Annotated in this window: 14 protein-coding genes; 8 read left to right on the top strand and 6 right to left on the bottom strand. The window is 39.3% G+C overall.

The window, feature by feature from the left end:
* Positions 1-110: 110 nt before the first annotated feature.
* From AB1K83_RS12455 to AB1K83_RS12485, 7 genes are all read left to right on the top strand, one after another.
* Positions 111-1,331 carry a saccharopine dehydrogenase family protein gene (locus AB1K83_RS12455; RefSeq protein ID WP_413058521.1) on the top strand — a complete coding sequence of 407 codons (1,221 nt, stop codon included), beginning with the start codon at positions 111-113 and terminating at the stop codon, positions 1,329-1,331.
* Positions 1,332-1,530: 199 nt separating this feature from the next.
* Positions 1,531-3,069 (top strand): acyl-CoA carboxylase subunit beta, encoded by a 1,539-nt coding sequence (locus AB1K83_RS12460; protein ID WP_413058522.1) that lies wholly within the window; start codon positions 1,531-1,533, stop codon positions 3,067-3,069.
* 31 nt (positions 3,070-3,100) lie between these two features.
* The gene (locus AB1K83_RS12465) at positions 3,101-4,771 is read left to right on the top strand and encodes a class I adenylate-forming enzyme family protein (protein WP_413058523.1); all 1,671 of its coding nucleotides are present in this window, start codon (positions 3,101-3,103) and stop codon (positions 4,769-4,771) included.
* A 48-nt stretch (positions 4,772-4,819) separates the two neighbouring features.
* On the top strand, positions 4,820-6,376 hold the full coding sequence (locus tag AB1K83_RS12470) for an acyl-CoA carboxylase subunit beta (protein ID WP_413058524.1): 1,557 nt from the start codon (positions 4,820-4,822) through the stop codon (positions 6,374-6,376).
* Positions 6,377-6,711: 335 nt separating this feature from the next.
* Entirely contained in the window at positions 6,712-6,789 is a 78-nt protein-coding gene (locus AB1K83_RS12475; RefSeq protein WP_413058646.1) for a hypothetical protein, read from the top strand.
* 89 nt (positions 6,790-6,878) lie between these two features.
* Positions 6,879-8,228 carry an acetyl/propionyl/methylcrotonyl-CoA carboxylase subunit alpha gene (locus AB1K83_RS12480; RefSeq protein ID WP_413058525.1) on the top strand — a complete coding sequence of 450 codons (1,350 nt, stop codon included), beginning with the start codon at positions 6,879-6,881 and terminating at the stop codon, positions 8,226-8,228.
* 13 nt (positions 8,229-8,241) lie between these two features.
* Positions 8,242-8,454: an acetyl-CoA carboxylase biotin carboxyl carrier protein subunit gene (locus AB1K83_RS12485; RefSeq protein ID WP_413058526.1), complete on the top strand. Its 213-nt coding sequence runs from the start codon at positions 8,242-8,244 to the stop codon at positions 8,452-8,454.
* A 236-nt stretch (positions 8,455-8,690) separates the two neighbouring features.
* Here AB1K83_RS12485 and AB1K83_RS12490 read toward each other — a convergent pair whose 3' ends face one another.
* From AB1K83_RS12490 to AB1K83_RS12510, 5 genes are all read right to left on the bottom strand, one after another.
* A complete protein-coding gene (locus tag AB1K83_RS12490) occupies positions 8,691-9,326 on the bottom strand; it encodes a 2OG-Fe(II) oxygenase (RefSeq protein WP_413058527.1) in 636 nt (211 codons plus the stop codon).
* A gap of 233 nt (positions 9,327-9,559) precedes the next feature.
* Entirely contained in the window at positions 9,560-10,108 is a 549-nt protein-coding gene (locus tag AB1K83_RS12495) for an ECF transporter S component (RefSeq protein WP_413058528.1), read from the bottom strand.
* Between the two features lie 187 nt (positions 10,109-10,295).
* Positions 10,296-11,687 (bottom strand): sodium/glutamate symporter, encoded by a 1,392-nt coding sequence (locus AB1K83_RS12500; RefSeq protein ID WP_413058529.1) that lies wholly within the window; start codon positions 11,685-11,687, stop codon positions 10,296-10,298.
* Between the two features lie 20 nt (positions 11,688-11,707).
* Positions 11,708-12,874, bottom strand: a complete 1,167-nt coding sequence (locus AB1K83_RS12505; protein ID WP_413058530.1) for an alanine dehydrogenase — start codon at positions 12,872-12,874, stop codon at positions 11,708-11,710.
* Positions 12,875-13,354: 480 nt separating this feature from the next.
* Entirely contained in the window at positions 13,355-14,326 is a 972-nt protein-coding gene (locus tag AB1K83_RS12510) for a tRNA dihydrouridine synthase (RefSeq protein ID WP_413058531.1), read from the bottom strand.
* Positions 14,327-14,741: 415 nt separating this feature from the next.
* Between AB1K83_RS12510 and AB1K83_RS12515 the strand changes: the two genes are divergently transcribed.
* Entirely contained in the window at positions 14,742-15,530 is a 789-nt protein-coding gene (locus tag AB1K83_RS12515) for a hypothetical protein (protein WP_413058532.1), read from the top strand.
* Positions 15,531-15,803: 273 nt separating this feature from the next.
* Here AB1K83_RS12515 and AB1K83_RS12520 read toward each other — a convergent pair whose 3' ends face one another.
* Entirely contained in the window at positions 15,804-18,398 is a 2,595-nt protein-coding gene (locus AB1K83_RS12520; protein WP_413058533.1) for a CBS domain-containing protein, read from the bottom strand.
* Positions 18,399-18,438: the final 40 nt, after the last annotated feature.

Genomic DNA, 18,438 nt, shown 5'->3' on the forward strand with positions numbered 1-18,438 from the left:
CAAACACTATAAAAATGAACAAAGAATTAGGTGTATTTAATAAGATTTAAACCCTTTTATAGTAAATTGAAAATCCGCAAAAAATACATTATATGGGAAGGAAGTTAGACATGAAAATTGTTGTTTTGGGCGGAGCAGCTAATATGGCACAACCAGCATTAAATTACTTAGTAAAACTAGAAAGTGTGAAAGAAATTGTTTTAACAGACCTTAATGAAAAACGTCTAATAGAAATTGCTGAGCGACTTGGAGAAAAGGCGACGACGAAAAAGTTAAATGTAACCGATAAGGACAAACTGGAATCAATCATTACAAATGCTAATTTGGTTATGAATTTTATTGGTCCATATTATCGATTTAAAACGAACGCAATGGAAGCAGCAATAAACAGTGGGGTGAATTATATTGATTTATGTGATGACTATGATGTCACCATAGAAGCTTTAAAATTGGATCAGTTAGCTAAAGAAAAAGGAGTAACTGCAATAACCGGAATGGGTGCCTCACCTGGAGTGACGAACATATTTGCTCGACTTGGTGCTGAGGCACTTGATTCCGCAGATGAAATAAATACGTATTGGGTTGTCGGTGACGCTGAACCGAGTGGATTTGGTGCCTTAGTCCATATGTTCCACATTATCAAAGGAAAAGTACCGACATTTCTGGATGGAGAACTACAATGGATCCGTGCATTCCAGCCTGAAACAGCGAAGAAATTAGATTTTGGTGATCCGGTAGGAGAGGTTACACTTTATCATGTTGGACATCCCGAACCGATTACACTTCCTAAATATATTCCAAATATAAAAAAGGTAACAAATCAAGGCGCATTATTACCTGAGTTTCAAAATCCTATGTTTAAAACTTTAGTTGACTTAGGCATGACAAGTGAAGAGACATTTCCGTTTAAAGGTGAGCAAGTCGCTCCACTGGATTTTCTGCTTAGTTTATTTGAGTACAAACAAGAAGAAGCGAAAAAACGTCCTCGTAGGCGTGAAAAGAGAAGGTCGGTAGGTGCCACCAGAATAGAAGTGATTGGAGAAAAGGATGGTAAAAAAGCCATCTACACGTTTACAAAATCAGGATACACCACGATGGATCATGGAACTTCGATGCCAGCAGGCCTTGTAGCTGGAATGATTTTAAATGAAGAAATTACTATGAAAGGGGTTATTGCCCCAGAGTGTTTAGACCCTAAAAAAATTATCGCGGCTTTACAAGAAATCGGACATTTTGAAGGTGAAAAAGATTTTATAGTGACCCGTACTATCCATGATAAAGTGGATACAGGTTCAATTACAGACGATAGAATGTTCCCAGAGTTAAGATAATAATCAGTTGATACAAAAAAATGGACTTATTGGGAAGTCAGTTTAAAATAACATAATAAATTTACTGAATTTTTAATTATATGGAACTTTAAGGTGACGCGGTTTATTTTGCATGTGGTTATTAATGGATAATGCGGTTAAAACAGCAAAAAAATATACATGAAGTAAATAAAAAATTAGAGTATTGAGGGTGAATGTAATGAAAAAAGAAATTGACGAGTTACTAAGAAGGAAAGAAAATGCAAAATTAGGAGGAGGAGAAGAGAAGATAAAACGTCTTCATGATGGAGGGTTCTATACTGCAAGGGAACGTATTGACAAACTTGTGGATAAAGACACATTTTTAGAATTTGGAATGCTTGCTCATTCTGATCAAGTCGGTAGTGAAGATAAAAGTGCGGGCGACGGCATCATCACAGGGTTGGCGAAAGTAGATGGTCGTCCAGTGGTAGTAATGGCAATCGATAAAACGGTGTTTGCAGGGACAGCTGGTATGATACATGCACGCAAAGCGCAAGAGATCCATAGATATGCCTTAAAAAGAGGTCTACCACTTTTTAGATTATCCGAAGGCGGAGGCTTACGCATGCCCGATGGTATGGGGTCTGATGGAATAAGTCAGAGCCTATTCCCTGAAGAAATGTTACTGCACAGACGTCAAGTGCCGATGATGACAGCAATATTAGGTGATAGTTTCGGTGATCCAGCTTGGGTTGCAGTAAGTTCCGATTTTATATCACAGAAAAAAGGGACTGCCATGGCAGTTGCCGGTCCGCGTATTTTGGAAATGGCTACAGGCGAAAAAGTAAGTAATGAAGAATTAGGTGGCTGGGAGTTACATGCTCATATAACTGGGCAATCTGATCACTTTTCTGAGACAGAAGATGAGAGTATTGAAGAGTTAAAAAGATTCTTTTCTTACATGCCACTGAACGAGACGGAAGAACCGCCATTTAAACCATCAAATGATGACCCATATAGAAGACTGGATGAGATAGTTGATCTTGTACCATCTAGACGAGCGCAAGTTTATGATATGAAAAAGGTAATAAAGTCCATTGTTGATGATGGAGAATACTTTGAAATAAGGGCTTTGTATGGCCCCGCACTCCTTACTGTGTTAGCTAGGATCAATGGGCGTGTTGTCGGTATCATTGCCAACCAACCAATGAAATACGGTGGTTCTAAAGGTCCGCATGAAGCTGATAAGGCTACGGAATTTATTTGTCTATGCGATTCGTATCATATCCCAATGATTTTCTTACATGACACACCAGGGTTCCGTGTTTCACGTGATGCCGAGAAGTATAAAATGCCTACGAAAATTTTGCAGTGGAACCAAGCGCTTGCCCAATCTACTGTACCGAAAATTTCAGTAGTGATTAGGAAAAGTATAGGAGCAGCCTATGCAAATATGTGCGGACCAACGATGGGTGCTGATTTCGTTGTTGCTTGGCCTGGAGCGGAAATTAACTTTACAGGACCTGAAGTTGGAGTGAACGTCGTCTATGGACGTAAATTAAAAGAATCTGATAATCCTGAAGAAGAACGAGCAAGATTGTTGGAAACCTGGGAATTTGACAGTTCACCCTATAAAGCAGCAGCAAAATATCTGTTGGAAGATATTATTGATCCAAGAGACACCAGGAGGTTTCTATCTCAAACATTAGAATTCGCTTGTGTTAAAAACGGATCAAAAAGTAAACGGCAATTAGCCAACTGGCCAACACAATTTTAATTTTCGAATCATAACTTTGGAGGGAATTCGATTGGTAGATGTAAAGAAAAAATATTGGCCGAAATATTTGCCTGAAAAATTGGAATACAGACTTGGAGAAAAACCTTTACACGAATATTTAGCACATAATGCCAAAACACATCCAAATCGAACTGCTTATAATTACTATGGGCAAAAAATCACCTGGACTCTATTGAATGATCACTCGGATCGTCTTGCACAATTTTTAAAAGACAAGGATATTCAAAAAGGTGATCGAGTTGCTCTGTATATGCAAAATTGTCCCCAATACATCATTGGTTATTTTGCTATTCAAAAAAATGGTGCTATCGTTGTACCATTAAATTCAATGTACAAAGAGGCAGAGTTGGATTACTTCATAAATGAGGTCAATATAAAAGCAGTAATTTCAGCTGATGACTTATATCCTCGTTTACAGGCAATAAAAGATAACATACCTTCTGTCGATTTTATCATTACTACAAGCTATCAAGATTATTTACTTGCAGAACCTGAATTACCTGTACCTGATGAACTTAAAAGAGAAAAACAAATAATAGAGGAAACTTATGATATGAAGACGGAAATAGAGCGAACTCTTCCATTAACAGAGTATGAAACTATCGATTTATGGAATGATGTTTATCTAATGTCGTTTACTTCTGGAACGACCGGGAGACCGAAAGCCGCTATGTTAACATACGGGAACGCATTGTTTAAAGCGGCTGCTGCTTCTAGCTCATATGGATTTTCCGTCGAGGATAAAAGAATCATTATCCCTCCACTTTGCCATATTGGCGGTAAGGTGTTGGGAGTCAATATTCCAGTGTACAGCTGCTGTGAAAATATATTGATGACAAGGTTTGATGTTGAAGCGACAATTCAGGCAATCGAGAAGTATAAGGTGAACTTTCTTTACACAATGCCATTAATGAACAAGGCTATATGCGAGCATCCTGACATTGATAACAGAGATTTATCTTCTCTCGAACTAAATTCGGCAACTAGTTTTGGCATTCCAGTCAGTGAAGAGCTTGCTGAACAATGGCGGAAGTTGACAAATGGATGTCTATTATTTGAAGCTGCATATGGATTAAGCGAAACGCATGACGCCGATACATTTATGCCAAAGGACAACATTAAATTTGGTAGCTGTGGTATTCCGACTTTTGAAACGGATATAAAAATTATTGACATCAGAACTAAAGAAGAATTGCCGCCAGGACATGAAGGTGAAATTATAATAAAAAACCCTGGAGTTTTTAAAGGATATTATGGCCGACCTGAAGATACAAAGGAAATGTTAAAAGATGGTTGGTTATATACTGGAGACATTGGCTCATTCGATGAAGACGGATACTTGTATTTACATGGACGTATCAAAGAAATGATAAAAAGTTCAGGATATAGTGTTTTCTCTGAAGATGTAGAAGCATTGCTAAACCAACATCCAGCAATTTCTCAAGTAGCCGTCATTGGTGTTCCCGATGAAAAAAGAGGGCAGAGTGTAAAAGCATTTGTTGTATTAAAAGATGAGTATATAGGTGAGATTAGGGAAGAGGATCTCATTGATTGGGCTAGAAACAATATGTCAGCTTATAAATATCCGCGGTTCGTAGAATTTAGAGGAGATCTACCAACAGCGATTTCCGGAAAAATTTTGCGAAGGCATTTGCAAAAGGAAGAAGAGGACAAATACTAGTAAAAAGTTAATTGTATAAAGATTATTGTTCTTCTGAGGAGGAAAAAAATGTCTTGGAAACCTGAAATTGATGAACTACGGAAAAGAGAAAAGCTAGCACATGCAATGGGTGGACAAGAAAACGTTGAGAGGCATAAGTCCAGAGGTAAAATGACTGTAAGAGAACGAATCGAAAATCTTCTTGATAAAAATAGTTTTCATGAAACTGGAGCAGTTGCTGGAAAAGCTGAGTATGATAATGATGGCAAAATAAAAGATTTTCAACCGACAAATGTGCTAATTGGACGTGGGAAAATCGATGATCGCAAAGTCATCATTTGCGCGGATGATTTTACTGTGCGTGGTGGTGCCGGTAATCGAGAAAGTATGGAGAAACAAGTATATAGTGAACTGATGGCACACGAACTTAAACTTCCGTTGGTACGCCTTGTAGATGGAACAGGAGGCGGTGGAAGCGTTACTTCAATGGATGATAAAGGATATGCTTATGTACCTGTCAATCCTGCTTGGAATCATGTTGTTAGTAATATGGGGAGAGTCCCTGTTGTAGCAGCTTGCTTGGGATCAGTAGCGGGATTAGGTTCAGCGCGTGTAGCAGCTTCACATTTCTCAGTTATGGTTGAAGATATTTCGCAAATGTTCATTGCTGGACCATTAATCGTAAAGTACGGTATGGGGCAAGATCTGACGAAAGAAGAGTTAGGAGGTTCTCAAGTACATCGGTCAAGTGGAGCAATCGATAATGTGGTAAAGACAGAACAAGAAGCTTTTAAGGCAATCAAAAACTTTTTGTCTTACCTCCCTGGCAATGTATGGAAGTTACCGCCAATAGTGGAAACGAATGATTCTTCAGATAGGAAAGAAGAAGAACTCATATCTATTATTCCGAAGAATCGTAGACAACCTTATAAAATCAGAAGAATTTTACAAATGGTTTTTGATAAAGAGTCCATATTTGAAATGGGTCAACATTGTGGTGGAGATACAGTTACAGGATTCGCAAGGTTAAAGGGCCATCCGGTAGGTTTTTTAGCAAATGATCCGTTAGTTGGAGGAGGCGGGTTATCTGTAAAGGGTTGTCAAAAAATAGAACGGTTTGTAGACTTGTGTCAAACATTTCACTTGCCCATTATTAATTTTGTTGATCAGCCTGGATTAACAATCGGCCTTGCTGCCGAAGAACAAGGATTAATAAGACATGGAGTTCGAGCTATTTCAACAATTTACCAAGCCACAGTCCCTATGGTTGAAATCATTTTAAGGAGAGTATATGGGGTCGGAGGAGCAGGAATGATAAATGGTCATGGTCTACATCTTCGCTATGCTTGGCCTTCAGGTGATTGGGGTTCTCTACCTATTGAAGGAGGTTTACAAGTTGCATATAGGCGGAAATTAGAAGAAAGTGAGAATCCGCAAATGTTGCTAGAAGAGTTAGCGAGTAAGTTTGAAAGCTTTCGATCTCCACTGAGAACTGCAACTGCATTTGGAATAGAGGAAATTATTGATCCAAGAGATACTCGACCACTTTTATGTGAATGGGTGGAAGATGTATATGAATTGTTGCCCGAATTATTGGGACCTTCAATGCATTCAATGCGACCTTAACTCACGCGTATGAAGTTATTTTTACACCGGACATTCTGATGGTTTAGTTGTATTTTATAACAGAGAAAACAGTGTGCTTTTTAACATATTCCACATTTAATAGTTTAATTTTCTCCATAGATTCTATATAAGATTTTAAAGGATTCTTTATCCCATTAAACCAATAAGCAACGCAACATTTGGAGTAATCCGTGGTAGTATATGGTCAGTTGACTCCGTCACCTGGCGCACCTTTTTACAATGCTAATAATCGGATTAATGAGGTTTTAGCACATCATGAAGAAAGGTTAGAGATGACTCTGGAGAATGTTGGAACCGGAACAAACGCCTATTAAATGAGTAAAAAATTGTTTACTTTTGAGATGGATGTACATGAAAAACGGTTTGCCTTAGGTGAATCGATAGCGCATTAGAATATTTACAATATAAGGGTTGTGTAAATAAGGAATTTCATAATGGTGTTTGGTGGTATTATATTCCTTAAATAATGGAGTGGTAATAGATGATTAAAAAAGTATTAATAGCGAATCGCGGAGAGATTGTTTCGCGTATTATTCGAACTTGTAATAAATTAGGGATTCAATCTGTAGCAATATATTCAGAAGCTGATGAACATGCTCCTTATGTAAAGATGGCTGATGAACGCTATTTGATTGGACCGTCTCGCGTGAATGAGAGTTATTTGAACGTAAATAAAATATTATCGATTGCAAAAAAAGCAAATGTAGATGCTATTCATCCAGGTTATGGGTTTTTAAGTGAAAGCGATTTATTTGCTAAAGCATGCGAGGATGCAGGGTTTATATTTATTGGACCAAGCCCATCTGTTATAAAACAAATGGGAGATAAAATTGCTGCTAGAAAATTGATGAGAAAAATAGGTGTTCCTGTTATTCCGGGAACAGAAGAACCACTCTCAAATGTAGAAGATGCTTTAGAAGTAGCAAAAACAATTGGCTACCCTGTAATGCTTAAAGCGGCATCTGGAGGAGGAGGGATTGGCCTTCAAATTGCAAATGATGAACATGAATTAATGGAAGCTTTTGATAGTAACTCTAAGCGTGCTGAACAATTTTTTGGGAATGGTTCAATGTTTATTGAAAAGCTTCTACAAAATGTGCGGCACATAGAAATACAAATTTTAGCTGATCATTTTGGTAATGTAGTTCATTTGTTTGAGCGCGAATGTTCAATTCAAAGAAGGAATCAAAAAGTAGTTGAAGAAGCACCGTCATCTTTCGTTTTTGAAACTTTAAGGAAAGAAATGGGAGAGACTTCTGTAAAAGCTGCTAAGTCCATTAGTTATACAAACGCGGGGACAATCGAATATTTAGTGGACGAGCATGGCGATTTTTATTTCTTAGAAATGAATACGAGAATTCAAGTTGAACATCCTGTTACAGAGGAAATAACAGGGATAGATATTGTAGAACAACAAATTTCAATTGCAGAAGGAAATGAACTGTCTGTAGAGCAAAATTCGCTAAACATAAATGGTCATTCAATTGAAGTAAGAGTTTATGCTGAAGACCCTATTCGTTTTCTTCCATCACCCGGAAAAATTACGAATTATCAAGCTCCAATCGGGTCTTCGATTCGTATTGAATCAACTGTGGTAAACGGCAGTGTTGTGTCGCCATTTTACGATCCGATGATAAGCAAACTAATCGTTAATGGTAAAACACGAGAAGAAGCTATTACTAGAATCAAAGAAGCTTTGAAAGAATACAGAATTGAAGGTATAAAAACAAACATACCATTATTACAAAAAGTTGTTAAACATGAAGAATTTAAAACGGGTAATACAACGACAGATTTTATTAATAGAAATTTAACAACGGTTATAAAGTAATGGAGGAATATAAATGGATAACGTAAAGGCGACAATGGCAGGGAATGTATGGAAGTTGTTAGTGAAAGCAGGTGATGAAGTAACTGAAAATCAGGACGTGGCAATCTTAGAATCTATGAAAATGGAAATACCGATATCATCAGAAACGGCAGGCTTAATTCAGGAAATAAAAGTAGCAGAAGGTGATTTTGTTAATGAAGGTGATGTAATTGCCATTATTATTTAGATGCGGATAGTTAAGAACAAAGCCCCCAGTCAAATAACGCATAGTTTTCAAAAGAAAAAAAGCACCGATTATAAAGCAATTCTGAATTGTTTCATCATACGGCGCTTAAAACCAAATTTTAATAAATGAAAGAGGACTATCCCTATATTTTAGACATTTAGGGAGGTCCTCCTTTTCGGCTGCTAAGTAACCTTTTGCTATAAATGCTCAGAGTTACGATATGGAAAAGCACTTTCTCACCTTACTTTTTGTTTTCTCATCCATTGCGTGGCGACCCATTTTTCACCAGCTATCACTGGTGCTCCACCGTGTAAAGTTAATTCGTTTACATTTTGATCGGTATAGAAATACTCGAAGTAGACTGCCATACCTTTTTTGGGGAAGACTGAAAAATTCAGTTTAGGGAAAAACGTTACTCCGCCTTGTTCTACATCATTTAAGTACATAACGAGCGTACTAATTCGATTGTTTGTTACTTTACTTGCAGATGAAAAGAAATCATAATGCGCTTTATATTGTTGACCAGGGGTATACTGAAGGATTTGAAGGCCTTCTCCGTGTTCAATGGGTATATTCATAATGGATGAGGTTCTCTTTTCAACTCTAGCAACAATTTCGTTTTCGCTTTCTTCAATAAACATACTACTACTTGTCCTCAGTTCATTTACTTCGCGTGTCTCTCCAATTTTAGAACGTTTCATTTTGTCCTTAGACAATCTGATCAGTTCATCGCACTCTTCGTTACTTAAAACATTCCCTAAAACAACTACCAAAGGCTCCTCTAATCTAACGAAGATGTCAATCTCTCTGTCTGTAATTATTTTACTTCCTTCGTGATTAAATAGTGTTTGCTCTCTATTCGCCGTTATCAACTTCAAGCACCTCTTAAACTGTTTAATTTTCAAAACAAAAGCGTTTGTGGGTAATGGGTAACGTGCTTTAACGGTCTTTTTGTTGGTTTCCACTCCCTTTTGGAATTAAACTCTATTTATTTTACCATTTTATCTCAGGAATCGTAAAATTTTAATGAAAGGATTTTTGTAGACAAAAAACACGCCATCTCTGCTGAACAATACAGCAAGATGGCGTGTTGATGTTTTACCTATTAAAATTTCCTCTGAAAATAAGGTGTCTTTTTCAATACGATACATACCGGAATGGCAATCAGTAAACCGGCAAAGTTTTGAATAGTGTCTCCAGGAATGGATGCCAGCGGTTGGATCCAGTTTCCGAACATAATTCCTTGTCCAATATAGTAGACCGCCATCATCACCGGCATCGAGGCAATTGCAGCTAAGATGTTCAATTTGACGCTATCGCCTTGATGACCTTTCGACCAAGCGATTTTACCGACGATGAGGCCTTGTAATAGGCGGGCGATAATTGTTGTTGGCGCCCAAATGGCCCAGCCTCCTAAGATATCGAATAAGCCCATCCCAATGGCTCCAGCAAGTGCCCCTTTTTTAGGACCGAATAAAATCGCAGCCATGAACAGCATGGAGGTCCCTAAGTGAATCAGCCCGCCTTGTCCGAACGGCAACTTGATGTTGATCATGGTTGCGGCAAAAATGAGGGCTGCTAATATGGCAGTCAGGACTAAATCAAACGTTTTCGTACGTATTTTTGTATAGGATTGACCTTGTACATTTTGCATCTGCATCTTCCTCGCTATGATGAATTCTTGATAGTATTTACTTTAGCGAAGAACTGACTGTTGTAAAAGTGTCAATTATACAAATGTTTTAGGGGTCAGTTTTTTCTACAGCATTTAACTTGTTATTTCAAAATAAAACTCCGCTAAGCAACAAAGTACTAGCGGAGTTTTTATTATTCATCTGTAGTTAAGTATTTGTCTTCTCGGTTTGGGCAGTCGCTTCAGGCCGTTCTCCAAAAGGTACCTTCCAATACCACCACTTAAATTTAATAGAGATAATTACACAAACGATTGTAATCGCAATATAAATACCGGCGAATGTCCAATGTTGACCGCCTAAAAGCATTGCCGGTCCAGCTGACCAAGCGAGAAGCTCAATTGGTGTATTAAGAGGGCCGACAATTGCCGTATCTGTCAACGTCTTCGATTTGTTCTCAGGGTCTATAATACGCAATAATGTTAAACCGATCGCAAAAACTCCTGTTGCGTATCCGTACACGAATATGGAACGCTCGAACCAACTTTCATAGTTCATGGCTGGCCCAATCACCCAGAGCAGCACTATGACAAGAACGATCCCAGACCCCATTAAGAGTCCAAGCGGTAGTGCATACTCCAAAATAACCGGTAATTTTATAGAGGCAACTCCGAAAAATACAAGGTAATCTGTTGCGGAGCTTCCTAACCGAGTAACGATATTTTCATCTACATATTTATAAACACCTTTTTTACCTCTTCCCAACACTACATACATGAGTAGGGCTACAATGAACGCAATTGTAAACGTTGGGAAATCCAGTCCCCATGTGTTTGCAATATAATTATTTAATAAATACCCTAAACCGGATGGAATAAGTATTAGAGCAAGGTGAAATGCCAGTGGATCGAGAGCAACTGGGGAAATAGTTTCTTCTCCCATGGAAGTTCGATTCGTCGATTGTACCAAACCAGTTCTCATATCTTCGGGAATCTGAGAGAAGTCCTTCACATAATGAGTATAGCCTTTTTTCGTAGCCATCTTAATAAATATTAATCCACCAAAGATGCCCGCCAATATCCCGATTGTAGCAGATGTCATTCCTAAGTCTGTTGCAGCTGCAAATCCTAAGTTTTCAAATGTAGACCCTACAGCTGCTGCCGTTCCATGACCGCCGTAGAAACCTGCTGCTAATATTAATCCAAACCCATAGTTAATATCCGGAATCCAACTAGATATAAAGAGGATAGAAAATATAATTGGTACGAAAATAAGAACGCACATGACTACTATTTTATAAGAAGCGTAGGCTCCCATTCGATTTAAGTCATTTTTCATATTTCCTGGTGAGAATGAAAATCCATTAATCCCTACGGAAGCAAATACGAATATAATAATGACTCCTGCGTATGAGCCAATCTCACCTGAAAATGGTAATAGATTCAAAAAACCTGGCCCCAATGCTAATCCTAAAAATCCTGCCAGTAAACTTGCTGGGATGAAATTTCGTTGCAGAAACTTCACTTTTGAACGTAAGTACATACTAATAAAAATAAGAATACTAGCTAATGTGAAGTCCACCAATAATGTATAAAGCGTCATAGTTGCATACACCTTTTCTATTAAATTTTTAAGAAGTTATCCGATTTTGCTACTGTAGCAGGGGGGGCTGGATCTAGCATTTCCTGTGCAATCTGTAAGATATCTTCTGGTCTGACCCATGGTCTATTTTGAACCGCGCTTGTTTCCTCATGTGTCAGAAAACCTTTATACGCTGTCAGGCTTCGTCTTAAATACCCATCTTTTATACATGCTTCCCGTACACCTGAATTTAAAATGGATCTCAGATGCCCTAATACGGATGCTGCATATGCTACTGAGGTAGAGTTTGCGATTGCTCCCGGAATATTACTGACACAATAATGAACGACCCCATTTTCAATATACATCGGCTCTTCATGGGTAGTTTCACGGAAGGACTCAATAGCTCCGTCTTCATCGTTACTAATATCTACAAGGACAGACCCTTTTTCCATCAAATGAAGCATTTCCCGATCGATTAAATAATCTTTGCTTCCTTTTGGCCATTTTACACAGTTAATTACCATATCGATTTCTGGAAGTAATTTTGCAATGTTTTGCTTCGTCGATAATTGTGTATTTACTTTTTCATTGTACATTTGACCAATATCTCTTAAAGTTCCGAAATTGACGTCCATAACTGTACACCAAGCCCCTAATGAATGAAGCACTTGCAATGCAGATTTTCCAACTAATCCTCCACCAAGAATTAAGACTTTCATACCTGGGGCACCAGCCAGTCCACTCACAAATTTCCCTTTTCCACCGTTAATCGTTAACATGGCTTGCAAACCCATTAAAGCACCTTGTTTACCTGCCGCTTCACAGTTAACAGACCCATAACGATGAGAGTCTTCTGCGGTAAATGCAATACACTTACTATCTAAAATAGCTTGAACTTGTTGTTCATGCGCTGCAGGATGAATGCAGGTATAGATAATTTGGCCCTCTCTTAATAACTTGTACTCCGGTTCTTCGATTTCTTTTACTTTTGCTAATAGGTCTGCCCTTTCATACATCTCTTCCGTTGTTTCAACAATCTCGGCGCCTTGCTCTTCGTATTCTTCGTTGCTGAATCCCGCCATAAGACCGGCATCTCGTTCCACAAGAACTGTGTGGCCATCTGCCTTAATCGTACTAACTTCTAAAGGCGTTGCAATTACTCTGTACTCTCCAACTTTTCGATCTTTCAACAAGCCAAATATCATGTTTATGCCCCCATTCTTCTATATCTAAAAAAAGATTCTCTATACTAAATTTTATATAATCATTTATAAAAATTTGAATTTTAGAGAATCTATATTTAATACTAAATGAGCAAACTACTGGTTTCAATACAAAAAGGACATTTGTATCAATAGAGAAAATTTGCTATTATCAGTAAAAGTACTAGATGTCTAATTACTTGAAAGGCATAAGGTCCTAGCGCGCTTCGAACTAAACACGCGATTCATCAAAACGAAAAGTAGGCCTGTTTTAATGAAATTCTTTCATATATGGCAAACACTTTAAGAAGAGCTGGACTTATTAGAGGAGGGATTAAAAAATCAAGTTTTGAGGTGGTATATTCTTTGAGGCAAAAAAGAGGCACTTCCTGTTTATATTTCAACAGAAAGCACCTTGTTTTTCATTCAATAGCGGAAGTGAGGATTGTTTGTGGGTTACACAAGCGGATTTTTGGTGAAGTCCTATTCTTTCTCTAAAAGAGGCTCCACTAATCGCCGCACCTCATCCGTCGACTTCGTATTCATCAATTGGTTTCTCAATTCACTTGCTCCTCGAAAACCACGAATATAGATTTTGAAAAAACGGTGAAGTGGTTTGAATGGACGTGGCTCGATTTCATTTGAATATTGATCATGGAGCTCCAATTGTAACAGCAATAAGTTGAGATATTCTTGCACACTGTGTTCCCTTGGTTCTTTTTCAAAAGCAAATGGATTGGTGAAAACGCCGCGGCCGATCATGACGCCGTCGACGCCGTATTGTTCAACTAATTGTAATCCTGTTGCGCGGTCAGGGATATCTCCGTTTATGGTTAGCAACGTGTTTGGAGCAATTTCATCGCGTAACTTTTTGATTTCGGGAATGAGTTCCCAATGTGCGGCCACTTTGCTCATTTCTTTTCTCGTGCGAAGGTGAATGGAAAGATTCGCGATGTCTTGTCTTAACACATGTCCTAGCCAATCGCGCCATTCATCAATTTCCACGTAGCCTAATCTTGTTTTCACACTAACGGGCAATCCACCGGCTTTTGCCGCTTGGATCAGTTCCGCCGCCACTTCAGGTCGTCGAATTAATCCCGCGCCTTTTCCGTTTGCTGCGACGTTGTCCACCGGGCATCCCATGTTCAGATCAATCCCGCGGAACCCGAGTTTTTTCATGTCGATGCTCATTTGCTTAAAGAACTCCGGTTTATCACCCCAAATATGCGCTACAATCGGTTGTTCATCTTCTGTGAACGTCAAGCGACCGCGCACACTATCTCTTCCTTCAGGGTGGCAATAACTTTCCGTGTTCGTAAATTCCGTAAAAAACACATCGGGTTTTGCTGCCGCACTGATGACGTGACGGAACACGACGTCTGTTACATCTTCCATTGGTGCCAATATAAAAAACGGCTTCGGCAAATCAAGCCAGAAATTATGCTCGTTATTCAATTCATATCCTCCTTATGCAACATGTATCTGTTGCAAAGCCCTTTACTCCTCATGAATTTTACCACTTCTTATGGTTTGATGCACAAATACATGTCCAAACAGAGCAATTATAGAAGCATCAAGGAAGAAACGTCAGGGTGAGGGAACGAACGAATAGTAATCTCATATGAGACAATGAGTGATTTCTAAACTTTTTCACGGCAACAATAGGGGTTACCGATGATAGAATTAAGAGTTTTACACTAGGTACCGTAGGGGTTTTAATTCAGGAATACAGTCAATTACCTCACATCACTCTATTACTAAGTCATTTTACGATAGTATTGATAATAGAAAGAAATAATGTTACATATATCACTATTATGGTTTTATAAAAGTATTTTATTCTTACTTAATTTTAGATAGGGTGGGGAAAATGGCAATTATTATAACAATATTAGTTATAGTCTTTTTTGTTCCGATTATTAGTTTTTTATTTTCGGGATTGGTCCTGGTTTTAGGAGGAGGTGTGCTTTTAGTAGAAAAAACTTGGTATATTTGGATGGCATTAATCCTTTTAGTGATTGGAGCTATAACCTATAAAAACGTGAATAATATGATTAGAAAAAGGAAAGCGCGATTGGATAGAGAGAATGGAGCAAAGGTTATTGAACAGATTTCTAAGAATGGAATCGGTATTGGTGAATTAATAGAGAGAATTGATTATAAGAAAATCAGAAGTTGTATTAGTCATAAAACGTTTAACGAGTTTGGTTCATTAAAAATAACTATGGAATTAGATTCTAGTAATTTAAAAAGATTAGTGACTACGAGAAATAAAACAGTAAAACAAATACTTGGGAGCTGGGACCCTGATCTTGAACGTATTACCTATCATATAAGTAATACTAAATATGGTAAAAACGAAAGAGTAAGAGATATTCAATTGTACATGAGAAAAGCTAATAGTAATGAGGTTTTTTCATTAATTGAGCAGTATCTTCCTAAAGATGCCATTAAACTAGAGAAAGCTTTTAAAAGGGATGGCAAAGTATATCATTTGTATAAGAGTAGGGTTTTAGAAAAAGTACATAATAATGATATAAATGATTCTGACTACCTATCGGAGATTATAGGGGACAATAGGAAAGGGATGGTCGTGGTGATCATGAATAGTAATGTTTCTTATTCTAGCGGTTATCAAGTTAGTTTAGAAAGCTTTTAGATTAAAAAGATTGGGTAGAGCTAAAATCACATTTTCAGCTCTACCCATTTTTATCACTATTCATCTGTTGCAAAGCCCTTTTCTACTCATGAATTTTATCATTTCTATTAGTTTGATGCACAGATACAAGTCCCCAACAGAGCAATATGGAAGCATCAAGGAAGAAACGTCAGTAATTCTCGGGAATGAAAAACGGATACTTCCCACACATAAAAAAACAGCCCCCAGCTTCCAAACGGCGAAGCAGGGGGGCTGGACCATGTGGCGAACCAATTAGGTTTGCTTATCGTAAAGGAAATGTTCTGTCAGCCACTCTTGCGCTTGTTCTTTTGACATGATTTCTCCGTTCAGCTGACCTATTTCCGCCTGTAGCAGGATTTCGGAAAAAGAAGGACCGGGTCTAAGTCCGAGCTTCATTAAATCTTCTCCCGTCAAATGCTTTGGAAGATGGTATCGACGGTTTACGTAGTCGATGACAAGTGGCTGGTTTTCCATCGTTTCGGTGGCCAGAATAAAAAAGATTGCTTCGGCTGATACATCCTTTAGAAATGCGTGATAATCACCGATTTTCTCCGCTTCACCCCATTGTCCATATTGCTTCAATCCCTCGATTTCTTTCAATAACTTCATCTCTTGTTTTGTCAGTGCGAACTTTTCAGCGGCATATAGGCTTGAATTACAATAGAACGGCAGTAAAAAGTATTGGAACCAGTCCAAATCCTCCGCCAAATATCCTTGGCTTTCTTCGGATTGTGTACGGTAGATTGAACGGAGTTTCTCCGCGATCATAACTGCAGGTCCTTCCGTACTGTCTTTGATTCCGAATTGCTGCCAGAATTGGAGTTCGAATAATCGGCGGATTACGTCGGACGGGCTGCCTTCTTTGAATAGCCGTTTCATCTCTTCCACGATGCGGGTCGCTGTCAGATTGATGACTTTCTCAATGGAGTTCAATGCCAATTTTTCGGTTTGCTCATCCATTCGGAATTGAAAACGCCCTTCAAAGCGTACTCCACGGAAAATGCGTGTCGGATCTTCAATGAAACTTATATTGTGGAGAACTTTAATCCTTCTCTCGCGGATATCTTCCCGGCCGCCGAATGGGTCAATCAGCTCGCCGAATGTATCCTCGTTCAGACGGATGGCCATCGCATTGATCGTGAAATCCCGCCTCTGCAGATCTTCTTCCAAGGTCGATGTTTCAACATCGGGCAAAGATGCCGGCCGTTCGTAATATTCAAGCCTCGATGAAGTCAAATCAATGGACAGTCCTGACGGATGGGACCACGTTGCCGTACCGAAGCTTTCGTGTTCGATCACTTCACCCCCATGCTCCTCCTGCAGGCTTTTGGCAAAATGGATTCCGTTGCCTTCCACGACGATATCGATATCGTCATTCGGTTTGTCCAGAAGGATGTCTCGCACAATGCCACCAATCAGATAGATCGGGATATCCATCCGGCTCGCGGTTTCGCCGATCTTCTTCAACAAACTTAACACATCTTCCGGTAATTGCGTTTCCATCATTTCCTGCAAATGATATGCTGAGATATCCGATTCCTCGCCCGCATCATCCGAAAACGTATCACTATGCAGCATTTCAATAATATTCGTCCTCGTCACAATGCCGATCATTTTCCCATCCTCGACTACAGGCAACCGTCCGATATTATGCTCTATGACAAGTTCCTGTATTTGTTCAGCTGTCGTGGACGGATTGATTGTAATGACGTTCGTCGTCATATACCCTTTCACCGGCGCATGTCCTAAGCCGTGATGATTCCCTTTATCGAGATCCCTTCTGGTGATCAATCCGACTAAACGGCCATCTGCCACAATCGGATAACCGGAATGTCCGTAACGGTACATGAGTTGGCCCGCTTCCTCGATTGTCGTGTCAGGGGACAAAGTCTTCACAGGATGTGTCATGATTTCCCTTGCGGAGATGGCAGGCTTCAACATTAGGTTTAAATAGTCGGTCAGCTCGTTGAACACATTTTCCAGGTCGCCTTTTTTAACCGTTGCAGAACCTGCATGCTTATGGCCTCCTCCGCCAAACTTCTGGAGAATCGGCAACAAGGTGATCCGGTCGGAATTCGCGCGTCCGACGACATGGACATTGTTTTTCATTTTGACGACTGTGATGGCTGCGTCCGTCCCTTTCGTTTTCAATAATTTCGTCGTAATCGTGGCGAGTCCATTCTGGGGTTTTTTCAACTGCCAGGAACTTAACGCGATTTCCAGTCCGTCCACTTCATGAATGGTTGTCTCTGAAAGAAGCTGATCCAGCAGCTCCTGCTGTTCAGGCTTCAGTGTTTCTTCTGAAAAACGCTGTACCATTTCCAGGCTCATCCCGTTTTCAATTAAATAACCGGCCATTTGTAAATCGCGGGATGTTGTATTTTTGTATGTAAAATTTCCGGTATCTGTATAAATGCCAAGTCCGAATAGAGACGCTTCAAACTTGGATATCGGCAATCCCTGTCTTTTTATTTCTTCAAGGAGCAAAGTGACGGCGGCTCCTACAGGTTCGACAATCCCCTCATCATACGCGACATCGGTTTCCCGCTTCGGGTGATGGTCATAGACGATGAACTTCCGCTTTTCCTCGTCAAAGTCTTTCGGAAGCTTCCCCAATCTGGAAAGGGAAGCGACATCGACCAAGATCATTTCCGTCACTTCGTCCCAGTCGACATCGATGTCCCGGACGAAGTCCAACGTATCCCGGTAAATATTCAAAAAGCGCTGCACCCGAATATCGTGCTTGTCTGAAATGACAAGTTGGGCGTCCGGATAAAGCTTCTTTGCCGCAATCATCGAAGCTAACGCATCGAAATCCGTGTTCACATGTGAAATAATTACTTGCAACTGCATTTCCTCCTGCCAGACCGATGGTATTTGCCGAATC

This window comes from Sporosarcina sp. 179-K 3D1 HS, assembly GCF_047228905.1.
GTDB lineage: Bacteria > Bacillota > Bacilli > Bacillales_A > Planococcaceae > Sporosarcina.